General features: G+C 33.6%; 12 protein-coding genes and 1 other annotated feature. All 12 genes read right to left on the reverse strand.

The window, feature by feature from the left end; translation table 11 throughout:
- Positions 1 to 535: 535 nt before the first annotated feature.
- Positions 536 to 2,932 (reverse strand): phenylalanine--tRNA ligase subunit beta, encoded by a 2,397-nt coding sequence (gene pheT / locus BM077_RS04580; RefSeq protein ID WP_090095150.1) that lies wholly within the window; start codon positions 2,930 to 2,932, stop codon positions 536 to 538.
- Between the two features lie 61 nt (positions 2,933 to 2,993).
- Positions 2,994 to 4,013, reverse strand: coding sequence for a phenylalanine--tRNA ligase subunit alpha (pheS, locus tag BM077_RS04585; RefSeq protein ID WP_089748456.1), 1,020 nt, complete (start codon positions 4,011 to 4,013; stop codon positions 2,994 to 2,996).
- A gap of 78 nt (positions 4,014 to 4,091) precedes the next feature.
- Positions 4,092 to 4,341 (reverse strand) — a binding site (T-box leader).
- Positions 4,342 to 4,368: 27 nt separating this feature from the next.
- A complete protein-coding gene (locus tag BM077_RS04590) occupies positions 4,369 to 4,473 on the reverse strand; it encodes a YqzL family protein (protein ID WP_255361556.1) in 105 nt (34 codons plus the stop codon).
- Positions 4,474 to 4,560: 87 nt separating this feature from the next.
- Positions 4,561 to 5,373 carry a TrmH family RNA methyltransferase gene (locus tag BM077_RS04595; RefSeq protein WP_089748458.1) on the reverse strand — a complete coding sequence of 271 codons (813 nt, stop codon included), beginning with the start codon at positions 5,371 to 5,373 and terminating at the stop codon, positions 4,561 to 4,563.
- A gap of 23 nt (positions 5,374 to 5,396) precedes the next feature.
- Positions 5,397 to 6,044: a potassium channel family protein gene (locus tag BM077_RS04600; protein WP_089748459.1), complete on the reverse strand. Its 648-nt coding sequence runs from the start codon at positions 6,042 to 6,044 to the stop codon at positions 5,397 to 5,399.
- 25 nt (positions 6,045 to 6,069) lie between these two features.
- Positions 6,070 to 7,437, reverse strand: a complete 1,368-nt coding sequence (locus tag BM077_RS04605; RefSeq protein ID WP_255361557.1) for a TrkH family potassium uptake protein — start codon at positions 7,435 to 7,437, stop codon at positions 6,070 to 6,072.
- 356 nt (positions 7,438 to 7,793) lie between these two features.
- Positions 7,794 to 9,272 carry a TrkH family potassium uptake protein gene (locus BM077_RS04610; protein WP_089748460.1) on the reverse strand — a complete coding sequence of 493 codons (1,479 nt, stop codon included), beginning with the start codon at positions 9,270 to 9,272 and terminating at the stop codon, positions 7,794 to 7,796.
- Positions 9,269 to 9,946 (reverse strand): potassium channel family protein, encoded by a 678-nt coding sequence (locus BM077_RS04615; RefSeq protein WP_089748461.1) that lies wholly within the window; start codon positions 9,944 to 9,946, stop codon positions 9,269 to 9,271. The genes BM077_RS04610 and BM077_RS04615 overlap by 4 nt, the downstream gene beginning before the upstream one ends.
- Positions 9,947 to 9,972: 26 nt before the next feature.
- Entirely contained in the window at positions 9,973 to 10,371 is a 399-nt protein-coding gene (locus BM077_RS04620) for a potassium channel family protein (protein WP_089748462.1), read from the reverse strand.
- A 2-nt stretch (positions 10,372 to 10,373) separates the two neighbouring features.
- Positions 10,374 to 11,081 (reverse strand): sigma-54-dependent transcriptional regulator, encoded by a 708-nt coding sequence (locus tag BM077_RS04625; protein WP_089748463.1) that lies wholly within the window; start codon positions 11,079 to 11,081, stop codon positions 10,374 to 10,376.
- Between the two features lie 52 nt (positions 11,082 to 11,133).
- Positions 11,134 to 11,493 (reverse strand): response regulator transcription factor, encoded by a 360-nt coding sequence (locus BM077_RS04630; RefSeq protein ID WP_090003554.1) that lies wholly within the window; start codon positions 11,491 to 11,493, stop codon positions 11,134 to 11,136.
- Between the two features lie 11 nt (positions 11,494 to 11,504).
- Positions 11,505 to 13,349, reverse strand: a complete 1,845-nt coding sequence (locus BM077_RS04635) for a sensor histidine kinase (protein ID WP_089748465.1) — start codon at positions 13,347 to 13,349, stop codon at positions 11,505 to 11,507.
- Positions 13,350 to 13,357: the final 8 nt, after the last annotated feature.

The raw sequence follows: 13,357 nt of genomic DNA on the forward strand, positions 1-13,357 counted from the left end.
TTTAAATTTTGCTGTCACTTTTTCAGCGACATTTAAAATTCTATCACACTCATCAAAGCTTGTCAAGATAATTTCAAAAATAATTTTGCTAGACAAGTTATAATCTGTCGCATTTCTTCAAGCGACAATTAACAGTGTAACAAAACTTTCGAAACTTGTCAAGAGAAAATTTAAAATGTTTTTTCTCTCGCTCACGCTAACAATTTATAATTGACAATAACCCTTGACAACTATCTTTAAATCTTTTGATTTTAAAATTGTCAATTGTCAACTGTCAATTGCTCAAGCGACAAGAAATAGTGTAACAAATCTTTAGAGAAGTGTCAAGAAAAAATTCAAAATGTTTTTCTCTTACAATAACCACTTACAAAAATAGTTTTCTCGTAAGCGACAAAAAATATTCTAACATCTTACTTTTAATTTGTCAAGAATAATTTGAAATTAATAAGGCAATGTGCTCAACCTTCATTGGAGCCACATTGCCTTATTATAATATTAATTATTTACTTAAACTTTATATCCATATTCATTATATCTATTCTCTAATCTTTGCTCCAAACTCCTCATCTAACCTATCTTCTATTTGAGATTGAAGCTTATTTATCTCATCATCAGTTAAAGTTCTATCTTGGGCGCGATACGTTAAAGAGTAAGCTAAGCTCTTAGTTCCTTCCTCAACTTGTTTCCCTTGATATAGATCAAATAACTCAATTGTCTCTAATAAATCACCTGCTACTCCATTAATAATATTCTCTAAATCTTGGGAAGTAACTTCTACATCAACCACTAAAGCAATATCACGAGTAGACGCTGGATATTTAGGTAACTCTCTATATACAAGGTCATCATTGGCATGCTTTACTATTATCTCAAATTCTAATTCAAATAAAACAGTCCTTGGCAACAAGTCATAATTATCAATTAAGTCAGGATGAACTTCACCTAATATCCCTACCTCTTCTCCTTTAACCTTAATTATAGCTGTTCTACCAGGATGGAGACTTGGATGTTCACTGTTATTAAATTCATATTCTTCAATATTCAATGCTGTAAAGTATTCTTCTATCACACCCTTTAAAGCAAAGAAGTTAGATGCATCTAGGTCCCAAATTTCATTTTCATTTTTCTCCATTAATGCTCCTGATAATAATAGTCTCTCTTCTGGCAACTCACCCTCTTGTGGTGTAAAGGCTCTACCTAATTCAAATATCTTTACTTCATCTACATTTCGACTAATATTTCTATTTAGAACTTCTAGTAAATTTGGAAGCAAAGTAGTACGCATTACTTCATGTTCAGAACTTAAAGGGTTATTCAATTTAACTGTATCCCTTAAGTCACTATCTTCTGGGAGTTTAATTTCATCAAATATAGTTTGACTAGTAAAACTGAAAGTTTTAACTTCAGTTAAACCTAATCCTGTTAAAAGATTTAAAGTCTTATCCTCTAATGATTGCTGCCAAGTCTTCTTACCTTGTAAGATAGGTCCTGAAGCTAAGACCGGTTCTATTTGGTCATAACCATACATTCTAGCTATTTCTTCTACTAGATCAGCTTCGCGACTTATATCCCCTCTAAAAGTAGGCACTTTTACTATTAAATTATCATTCTCTTCTTCTACTTCAAATTCTAAATTTGTTAAGAGTTCAATCATCTCGTCTTCACCAATATCAGTACCTAATAACCTGTTAATTCTATTAACATTTAAATTTAATTCTAAAGGTTCTACTGGATTTGGATAAAGATCAATTACTCCTTTTGCTACTTCACCACCTGCTAAATCTAAGATTAATTTAATTGCTCTCTGACTAGCTAAATCAGTGCTATTAACATCTACACCTCTTTCAAATCTATGAGATGATTCACTATGTAACCCTAATTTCTTAGCCGTTTGGCGAATGCTAATCGGATCAAAGTTAGCTGATTCAAGAAGGATATTAGTTGTTCTTTCTGTTACTTCACTATTTGCTCCTCCCATTACTCCAGCTACACATATTGGCTCTTGGGCATCAGCAATTACTAGCATATCTTCATCTAATTCTCGCTCTTCATCATCAAGAGTCAGCAACTTCTCGCCGGATTTAGCTCGTCTAACTACAATTCTATTCTCAGTTAATTGATCATAGTCAAAAGCATGTAACGGTTGCCCAAACTCCATTAAAATGTAATTTGTGATATCAACTATATTATTAATCGGTCTAATACCTGCTGCTTTTAGTCGTCTCTGCAACCACAATGGCGACTCTTTAACCTCCACATCTTTAATTACCCTTACTGTATATCGAGGACATAAATCTTCATCTTCAACCTCAATACTAGTTAATTCTTTAACTTCTGGACCTGTAGCACTATACTCTACTTCTGGTAGCTGTAACTGATTCCCAGTCATAGCGGCTACTTCTCGTGCTACTCCAATCATACTTAAACAATCAGAATAATTAGGTGTTAAATCTAACTCAAAGATAATATCGTCTAACTCTAAGGCCTTTGCAAACTGGCTACCTGTCTCTAAGTTAGAATCTAAAATCATTAATCCTTCTGCTCTCTCTTCTTGCAATCCTAATTCATCGGCTGAGCAGAGCATCCCTCTAGACTTTACCCCTCTTAACTCAACCTCATCAATCTCCATTCCATTGGGAAGAGTAGTTCCTACCGAAGCTGTAGGTACTTTATCTCCTTCTTCCATATTTTTAGCACCACAGACTATCTCTTCTTTAGTAGTACCTAAATCAACTTGACAGATAGATAACTTATCTGCATTAGGGTGTTCTTTAATCTCTAAGATTTCACCGATTACTACGTTCTCTAATCCCTCATCTTGATAGACTACATCATCTACTTCTAGGCCAGCCATAGTTAACTTAGCTGCTAACTCCTCTGGTGTATAGTCAAAATCTATGTATTCTTGTAACCATTTATATGAAACTTTCATTTTATTTACTTTACCTCCTTAGAATACTTATGCTATCTTGTATATTGAAAATAATTCAAAATTAAAATTGTTCTAAAAATCTCATGTCATTTTCATAGAAAAGGCGAATATCTGTAATCCCGTACTTCAACATAGCAATCCTTTCGACTCCCATTCCAAAAGCAAAACCACTTACCTCTTCCGGATCTAAACCTGACATTTCTAAAACTCTAGGATGAACCATGCCTGAACCCAAGATTTCTAACCATCCAGTATGAGAACAAGTACTACAACCTTCACCCCCACAGATAGCACAAGAAACATCTACCTCTGCACTTGGTTCTGTGAAAGGGAAATAGCTAGGTCTAAATCTAACCTCTCTCTCTTCTCCAAATAATTCTTTAACTACTTTAATTAGAGTTCCTTTCAAATGACTAAATGAGACATCTTTATCTATCATTAATCCCTCTATTTGATGAAAAATCGGTGAATGATTGGCATCTACTTCATCAACCCGATACACTCTTCCGGGAGCAATAATACGAATCGGCACGTCTGTCTTTTCCATTGTTCTAATTTGAACCGGCGAAGTATGGGTTCTCAACAAAATCTCTTCTGAAATATAAAATGAATCTTGCATATCGCGAGCTGGATGAGTCTTAGGAATATTTAAGGCTTCAAAATTATAATAATCGGTTTCAACCTCTGGACCTTCAGCTATTTTAAACCCTAAACCTAAAAAGATCTCTTTAATCTCATTAAATACTTGTGTTAAAGGATGCTTGTTGCCTAGCTTAACTTTCTTGCCTGGTAAAGTAACATCTATCCTTTCTTCTTTTAATCTTGCTTCCTTGGCAACTTCTTTTAATTCTCTTTTCTTCTCTGCAATTAATCCTTCTAACTTACCTTTAATTTGATTAGATAACTTACCTACTATTGGTCGCTGTTCTGGCGGTAAGTTACCAATATTTTTAAGAATCTCAGTTATTTCACCTTTCTTACCTAAATATTTAACGCGAATATTCTCTAATTCATCTAAATCTGTTACTGCTTTTAACTCTGCATTAGCTTCATTCTCAAGGTTCTCCAACTTTTCTTCCATCTTTGTGTCCTCCTTTTATAATAATCAAGTATTAAGTTAAGAATAGTATATAAAACAAAAAAATAGCTCTCTCATCCTATCAGGGACGAAAGAGCCGCGGTACCACCCTACTTAATTCTAATTAACATAATTGAACTATAAAATTAGAAATCTCTTTAACTCCTTTTAACGGTAGAAGGCCGATCCGACTTACTATAGAGATTCAACCGGATAGCTCCAGAGCGAATTTTCACCTAGGATACACTTGAAGATGCTCTCAGTCTATGACACCTTCTCCCTGTTAATAAAGCTTAAGTCTAAGTTACTTATACTCCTTCGTAGCTTTTAACACTTATTAAATTAATTTCTGTTAAATCTAGGCCTGTGTGTCCAAAGACGCCTGATAATTAATACTTAAGAAAATCTTATAAGCTAAATACGCCTGAATAGAGCCTGTCTGTTCAAAGATTTTCCAGAACATAGCTGCGGTCAGCACTTAAAGACCACACCCTTTCAAGGAATTTTTGTTCCTTCTTTTAAAAACGATTATATCATAACTGTTAAACCTTTACAAGTAATTATTAGATTTTCTTTGTCTTACAACCTCATAAAGCATTACTCCGGTGGCAATTGCTGCATTTAGGGATTCAACTCCTGCAGATAAAGGAATCTTTACTTTATGATCTACTAAATTAAGAACTTCCGGTCTAATCCCTGAACCCTCATTTCCGACTATTATTGCTGTTGGACAGCAATAATCTAAATCATAATAATAATCTTCCGCACTAATATCTCCTGCTATTATCTGAATGCCTTCTGTTTGTAATACATCTTCCAAATCAGTTGGTTCGTCTATATCAAAAATAGGTATTCTAAATAAAGCTCCCATTGTTGCTCTTATAGTCTTTAAATTATAAATATCGACTGTTCCTTTCAAAAAAAAGACGCCATCAACTCCAGCTCCATCAGCTGTTCTCATAATTGTACCTAAGTTTCCCGGATCTTGAATCCGGTCTACAATTAAAAAGAAATTATTCTCTGAATGCAAAAATTCATTTAAATCAAACTGTGGTTGCTCAACGATTGCTATTATTCCTTGGGGAGTTTCAGTATCTGCCACTTCTTCTAATAATGAATCTGTAATTTGAATTAGTTCTGTATTATTAGCTAGCTTTTCAATAAGATCCTTATTAGTTTGATCAGCTAAAAATTGTGGCGAATAAAAGATTTGACAGATATCCGTCTCTTCTTTTAAAGCATCAGCAATAATTCTTCTTCCTTCTAATATAAATTTATTATGTCTTTTTCGATACTTCTTTCTATATAATGAACGTAAAAACTTTACTTTCTGATTCTGTGCACTAGAAATCAACTCAGACATTACTATTTTAAGCCTCCTAATAATTAAAAACTTCTTAATTTCTCCAAACTCTTATTATTTCCAATAACTATTAAGACATCTCCTCTATTAATAATCTGTTTTGCTTCAGGTGTAATTTCTAAACCGTCTTCCGTCTTAATTGCCATTACATTGACTCCAAATCTGCTTCTTAGCTCTAACTCTTCTAAATTCTTGCCGTCCATTTTATCTGTAGCTTGAATTTCAATAACACTATAATCAGGAGCAAATTCAATATAATCTAACATATTAGAAGAAATTAGATTATTAGCAATCCTTGTCCCCATATCCCGTTCAGGATAGACTATCTTATCGGCTCCTACTTTGCTCAATACTTTCCCATGTAATCTATCCTGGGCTTTAACTACCACATGCTTAACTCCTAATTGCTTTAAAATTAAAGTTGCTAATATATTAGAATGTACATCCTCACCGATACTCACTACTGCTACATCAAAGTTGCTAACTCCTAGAGTCTGCAGGGAGTTCTCATCAGTAGCATCAGTCTGCACTGTATGAGTAACTATATTCGCTAACTCTTGTACTTTACCTTCATCTTTATCGATGGCTAAGACATCATAACCTTTTTCTGATAATGTCTTAGCCACACTAAAACCAAATCGTCCTAAACCAATTACAATAAATTGTTTCATATCTTACTGCCTCCCTGTTAAATAGCTAACCGATTAGCACTTTTTCTTCTGGATATCGAACTTTCCCCTGTTGCTTTTGTTCACCTATGGCTGTAGCCAAAGTTAAAGGACCTACTCGACCTAAAAACATAGTTACAATGATTAGTACTCTTCCTATCCCACTCAAATTCCCAGTGATACCAGTCGATAGGCCTACTGTTCCATAAGCAGAAACTGTCTCAAAAAACACCTCTAAAAATTTTGCTTTTTCAGTAATAGTTAAGACCATTGTTATTAATATAACCCAAGCTAAAGAAATAATAGTCACAGCTAATGCTTTATAAATTACACTACGTGCTAACCTTCGTTTAAACAACTCAATTTCATCATTACCACGCACTAGATTATATACTACAGCTATCAACGACCCCATTGTCGTCGTCTTTAACCCACCACCGGTTGAGCCTGGTGATGCACCGATAAACATCAATACTATAATAAAGAAGAGACTTGCACTTCTCATCTGACCAAGAGAAATTGTATTAAAGCCAGCCGTCCGTGGTGTTACTCCTTGAAAATAAGCAGCTAATACTTTACCCTTAACGGATAGTCCTTGTAAAGTATTGGGATTAGAATACTCCAAGATAAAGATAACTACTGTTCCTAAAATAATTAAAGTAATAGTAGTTACTAAGACTAGTTTTGTATTTAAAGAGAAGCGAGAAAATTTCCGATGACGATATAGGTCAGCAATTACTGCAAAACCTATCCCACCTACAATGAAAAGACTAGTTATTACTATGTTAATATATATATCACCAGTAAAGTTCGCCAAGCTATTACCAAATAGATCAAATCCTGCATTACAGAAAGCAGATATAGAATGAAAGACCGAATAAAGTAGGGCCTTGCTTAATGGATATCTCACTATCATCTTTGGAAAGAGTAAGATAGCACCTATTGCTTCAAGCCCTAAAGTTAACAGAATAACATATCTGACTAATTTAATTACACCCGATAGATTAAAATGATTCAACTCTTCCTGAATAATAATTCTCTCTTTTAAATTGATCTTCTTTCCTAATAGCAGGGCAAATAGAGTAGAGGTTGTCATAAACCCTAAGCCACCAATTTGAATTAGCAATAGAATTACTAATTGACCAAAGACAGTAAAATATGTACTAGTATTAACTACAATCAACCCTGTAACTGCTGTAGCGGAAGTAGCAGTAAAGAGAGCATCTAACACATTTAAACCTTGATGATTTACAGTAGCAATCGGTAAGGTTAATAATAAAGTTCCTATTGAAATAACAATAATATATCCTAAAGCCAAGAATTGACCTGGAGATAATGACTTAATCCCTATATTAATAATTCTCACCTCCGAAGCTTGAGTATCATAATTTAATATCTCCACTCTAACGCTTCATTATAACCTGTGGTGAAAATTATTTTTACCATATAATATGATTAGAACACAAAAAGGTCATATTGAGCAAATCATACATTTTTCGGTCAACATCTTGGTGAGTAGGAGCCGAAAATATGGCCGAACCACAGGACGTGGTGAGCTAATCTCAGGACAGGACGTCCTATAGATTAGGAAGCCTTATTTTTGGCGGATACGAACCTTAGATGTTTCGAAAAATGTATTTTGCCGCGAAAGGTGACCTTTTTGTGGTTATACCATAATATAGCTATTACATAATTTGACCACAAAAAGATCACCTTACGCAAGGAGTTTTTTTGTGGTCTATTTATCTATATTCAACTTTTATTACTCATTTCCTTTATATCCTTAAATAATTTAGCCGTAGCAAAGAAGATAACAAAGAATTCAAGTCTCCCTAAGAACATACCTATCGTCTCTGTCCACAAGATAGTTGCTGGAGCATCAGGACCAGTAATTCCTATTGACAAACCAACAGTTCCTAATGAAGAAGCAAATTCAAACATAGACTTAGATAATGTATATCCATGAGCTAAAAATATTAAGACTCCAACAAAATAGGTTGCCATATAAATAAATATATAATTAGTAGTCTGTCGAATATAACTATCTTTTATATAGACCTTACTATCTCCATGCCAAATATAATTATCAACAACAACATTCTTAGGCAAGAAATAAGCCTTTAACTCCCAAATAAACGATTTAATCATTAGGTAAATTCTATATAACTTAATACCACCTGCTGTTGAACCAGTCCCTCCACCGATCCACATTAAGATAACTAAAGCTAAAATTCCAAATTGATTCCAATTAGCAAATGTATCTAAAGAATAACCCGTGGTAGAAAGAGCAGAAGTAACTTCAAAGATCGCCCTTCTAAACGCCATAGGTAAATTTGTATATAACTTAGTCATAGAAAAGTAAGTAACTATTGGCGTAAAAAGAGCAATTAAAAAGAATAATAATTTAATCTCACCGTTCTTAAAGAAAGTCTTTATCTTTCCTCTTAATAGAGTAAAGTGAGTAGCAAAATTTATTGTCCCTAATATCATTAGAATAAGAGTTATTAATTCTAATGGTAAACTATTCCAATGACCGATACTATTCACTTTAGTAGAAAATCCACCTGTTGATAATGCAGCTATTGCATGGTTAATAGCATCAAACGGTGTCATCCCTACTAATATATAGAGTAATGCTCCTCCAGTAATATACCCTATATAGATCAACATAATTGCTTTGGTAGAACGCTTCACGTGAGGTAAGAGTTTATCACTCCGCCCTTCAGCATTATATAGCCCAAAGCCGTAAGGATGTAAGACTGAAGACAACATTACAACTACTAATCCAACCCCACCAAAGAATTGCATAATACTACGCCATAATAAAAAGATACGTGGTGCTTTAGTGACATCAACAACAGATAATCCTGTTGTTGTCCAGCCACTTGTTGCTTCAAAGATGGCTTGAGTTATATTTAAATCTCCTGTAATTACAAAAGGAGCCGCTGAAGCTCCAATAGCAATAATCCAAGAGATTAAAACAATAATCCCACCTTCTTTTAAAGAAAGAGCAACCTCCTTTTTATAAGAAGTAAGCTTCCAAGCTAAAAAACCAATTATCAAACAGAAAATTGAAGGAACTAAAAAGTCTGTTAAATAAATTACTTCCTCTGGATAAAAGAATAAAATTAATAAAGGTAATAATAAAAATGTTCCAATCCCCATAGTTAAAGCACCAATATATTTAATTAATAGTTTATAGCGTTCTTTAAGTAACTGCCTATATCTCATCTTACTCCCTCTTTCTCGTGCCCTAATAGTACCTTAAATACTTCAGCTTGATTCTCTGGTAAAGCAATAACTATCACTTTATCTCCTTTTAATAATCTAGTATCCCCCCGAGGAATAATCACTTCATCACCTCTAATAACCGATCCTAATACTGAATCATAAGGCAGACTAACTTCACTTAAACTCCTCCCTAATACCGGTGATTCTTCTGTTAGAACTACTTGAGTGACTGTTACCTTGCCTTCATCGATTGGAAAGAGGTTTGTCACATCATCAACAGTTACTTGCTGTTCAATTAAAGATGAAATAATTGAAGTTGTACTAATTACTTTAGTAACTCCTAACTTTTGAAAGATCCATTCATTTGTCGGATTATTAACTAAAGCAAAGGTCTTAGGAACTTTAAATTTTTGTTCTGCTAACTGACAAATAAATAGATTATCTGGATCATTAGGAGTTAAAGCTGCTACAGCATCTGCTTTTAAAGCTTCTGCATCTTCTAAAAAATAAGGATCAGAACCATCGCCATGAATGATAGTAGCCCTTAATTTCTTAGCTAATCTTTCACAATAATCCTGATCTCGATTAATAATAGTTACCTCATAACCTTTAGACAGAAAGGTTTTAGCTAAGAAATATACCACCTTCCCACCACCAATAATTATTACTTTCATTTCATATTTCCTCCTATCACTAATTTCTAATCGAGGATCGCCTTCTCAAACTCTGTTACTGATAATGTAGTTGGACAAATAGTGTCAATTCCTAATTGATTATATATTTTCTCTCTTCTAGGCGCAAAAGTTCTAGCCAATACTTTAGGAACCTCAAAGATATCTTTAGCAATTTGCGCAATCATAGAATTTACATTATCATCAGTAGTTGTAGCAATTACTACATCTGCATTATCTATTTTCGCTTCTTTCAACAGCTCAAATTCAGTGGCATCACCTAATAGAGTGAAACCCGTAAATTCAGTCGATAAGTTATTAAAGGCTTCTTCACGATTATCAATTACTACAACATCCTCCCCTTTTCTTGAAATTGAATTGGCTAAATGAGAACCGGCTTTGCCACAGCCAACAATTAAGATATACATATCTACTCACCCTCTTCTTCGCTTTCATTATTTGCTTCTGTTTCTTCCCCAAGATTCATGCCATGCATACTATAATCAAACTTTCCAGTTCGTTCTAAATTATCCTGAGCAGGTTTATAAGTAGGGTCTAAAGCTAAAGCAGCTCGATATTGTTTCTGAGCTTCATTAACCTTACCTTCGATTTCTAATAAGACTCCTAATAGATTAAATGGTTCTGGTTTTGTGGCCTCTATACTAATCGCTTCTTTTAAATATTTAGCTGCTTTGTCATACTTTCTTTCGTTAATGCATGCTTTTGCAAACTCAACATATGAATTAAAATCATCTAAATCTTCTTCATCTAAGCCTTGTCGGTCTAATACCCGTTCTACTATCTCGCGAATCTCAGATGGCGAAAATGGTTTGCGCAAGTAGTCACATGCACCTAACTTCATACTTTCTACAGCAGTTTCAATTGTTCCATAAGCAGTAATCATTATTACATCTGCCTTAGGGTTAATCTCTTTTAACTTACCTAAAGTTTCAATTCCATCCATCCCGGGCATCTTCATATCTAATAAAACTAAATTATAATTATCTTCTTGGAACTTACCAACCCCATCTTCACCATTCACTGCTGTCTTTACTTCGTAAGCCTCTCCTTTCAAACATTGACTTAACGTATTTCGAATATTCTTTTCATCATCAATAATCAAAATTTTCTTCACCACTTTTATCACCTCTTTAAACATTTTTTCTAACTTTTATATTAGTTATTCTTACTTAAATATTTTCTCCAACCTTATCTAACAATTCACTAGGTTCAAAAGGTTTTACTAGATAATCATCAGCTCCTAATTTCATTGCTTTTTTAATATCCTTTTCTTCAGCCTTAGCACTCAACATTACTATTGGAATATCTTTAGTTTTATCATCTTCCCTAAGCGCTTCACATACTAAATATCCATTCATTTTAGGAATTAATATATCTAACAAAACTAAGTCTGGTTTTTGACGTAATGCCCGGTCTACAGCCGTTACTCCATCTTCAACTACCGCAACTTCATAACCAGCGCCTTCTAAGCACATCTTAACTGATAAGATTATATTCTTAGTATCTTCCACTAATAAGATTCTTCCCATTATCTACCCTCCTAACCAGCCAACAATAAGGTAAACGTAAATTTACTACCTTCTCCAACTTCACTATCTACCCATATCTTTCCACCGTGGGCTTCTACTATCTCCTTTACAATTGCTAATCCTAATCCTGTTCCACTAACATCTATTGCATTCTCACCTTTTACTCGCACAAACTTTTCGAATATCTTATCTTGATATTCTTCTGGAATACCTATACCTGTATCCTCAACTGATACATAAACTCTATTACCTTTTTTTGCTGCACTGACTTCTATCTTACCATTACCTTTAGTATATCTTAGGGCATTACCTACTAAGTTACTTAAAACCCAAGTTATCTTATTAGAATCGGCTTTGACTAATGGTAGTTCTTGTGGAAGCTTAGTTAATATATCTACTCCCTGTTCTTTAGCTTGCTCTTCAAGCGGTCTAACTGAAGCATTAACTAAATCTCCTAAATTGATACTATCTAAATTAATCTGAATCTTTCCTGATTCAATCTTAGATAGGTCTAATAAGTCATCTACCAAATCAATTAGTCGCTTACAATCCTCATGTGCAGCTGCTAATAATTCTTTTTGATCATCATTAACTTCTCCTGGAGTCTCTTCTAATAGAAGGCTAAGTCCCATATTCATTGAAGTTAATGGTGTTCTAAATTCATGAGATACTGTAGAAACAAAGTCTGATTTCAAATCATCCACTTCCTTCAAATGAGTGATATCATCTAAGAAAGTAATAACCCGCGATACCTCTTCTTCCTTATCAAGTACTGGAGTAACCATTAATCGATAGTAGTGTTCTTTATTTTGATAAGAAAACTTTAATACTTTCTCTTTTTGATTAGTATCTCTTATAAACCCATTCTCTGCTACTTCTTCTATCTTTGCGAAAATTTCTTCTTCTTTAATTACTTCTAGGAAGTGTCTACCAACTACTTCCTCTTCTCTTATGCCAAATAACTTCTCAGCAATTGGATTTAATAGTACAATCTTATGTTCTTTATCAGTAACAATAATTGGACTATTGATACTTTTAACTATAGCCTCTGATTTATTCTTTTCAGCCATTAATTTATTAACATTCATCTCTTCATAATCTTTTAAACGCTTAGTCATCTGATTAAATTCAACAGCTAGTTCTCCAATTTCATCATTCGACTTTACTTCTATCTCCTGATTTAACTCTCCCTGACCTACTTTCTGAACAGTTTCAATTAACTTTTCAGTTGGTTTAATAATTAAATTCGATATATAAATCCCAAATAATAATGCTAAAACAATAGCAACAATTGAAATAATCGCTGTTGAATAGACGGCATCATTAGCATTTTTGTTAGCTCGTTTCTGAGCTTTAACCATAGCATTCTGATTTACTTCTAGTAAGTCCTGACACCAGCCTTTAATTTCATTAAAGTGCGGCATCGCCTTAGTTAGATAAAATTCTTTAGCTTGTTGTGGGTTTTTTTGATATTTAATCTGTAACTGATTAAAATCTTGTAGGTATTTAGTAAATCCTTTATCTATCTTATTTAGAATATCTCTTTCTTCTCTAATGGTAATATTATCTTCAGCCCGTGAAAACCACTTAAGAAACTCTTTTTCATTACTTCTATAGACTTCAGTACCTTTATCCTGTCTACCAAATAAGAAAAGAAGCTCAGCACTATCCTGCCTCTCTAAAGACCCAATCATATTTTGAGCAGCAATTACACTACGATAATTTTCTACCATAATATCATTAATGGCATTACTTAAACCTAAGAAATTATTAATAGACCATAGTGCTACTCCTGAAATTATCAAAATTAAGATAAGATATCCAGCTAATATCTTAGTCCGTAAGGTATTAAACATAAAGCTCC

Origin of the sequence: Candidatus Frackibacter sp. WG13 (assembly GCF_900114655.1) — a bacterium.
Taxonomy (GTDB): domain Bacteria; phylum Bacillota; class Halanaerobiia; order Halobacteroidales; family Acetohalobiaceae; genus Frackibacter.

Bases quoted from the DNA above. Each gene is read 5' to 3' on its own strand.
- pheT (WP_090095150.1), bottom strand. From the start codon at position 2,932: ATGAAAGTTTCATATAAATGGTTACAAGAATACATAGATTTTGACTAT.
- pheS (WP_089748456.1), bottom strand. From the start codon at position 4,013: ATGGAAGAAAAGTTGGAGAACCTTGAGAATGAAGCTAATGCAGAGTTA.
- BM077_RS04590 (WP_255361556.1), bottom strand. From the start codon at position 4,473: ATGTTCTGGAAAATCTTTGAACAGACAGGCTCTATTCAGGCGTATTTA.
- BM077_RS04595 (WP_089748458.1), bottom strand. From the start codon at position 5,373: ATGTCTGAGTTGATTTCTAGTGCACAGAATCAGAAAGTAAAGTTTTTA.
- BM077_RS04600 (WP_089748459.1), bottom strand. From the start codon at position 6,044: ATGAAACAATTTATTGTAATTGGTTTAGGACGATTTGGTTTTAGTGTG.
- BM077_RS04610 (WP_089748460.1), bottom strand. From the start codon at position 9,272: ATGAGATATAGGCAGTTACTTAAAGAACGCTATAAACTATTAATTAAA.
- BM077_RS04615 (WP_089748461.1), bottom strand. From the start codon at position 9,946: ATGAAAGTAATAATTATTGGTGGTGGGAAGGTGGTATATTTCTTAGCT.
- BM077_RS04620 (WP_089748462.1), bottom strand. From the start codon at position 10,371: ATGTATATCTTAATTGTTGGCTGTGGCAAAGCCGGTTCTCATTTAGCC.
- BM077_RS04630 (WP_090003554.1), bottom strand. From the start codon at position 11,493: ATGGGAAGAATCTTATTAGTGGAAGATACTAAGAATATAATCTTATCA.
- BM077_RS04635 (WP_089748465.1), bottom strand. From the start codon at position 13,349: ATGTTTAATACCTTACGGACTAAGATATTAGCTGGATATCTTATCTTA.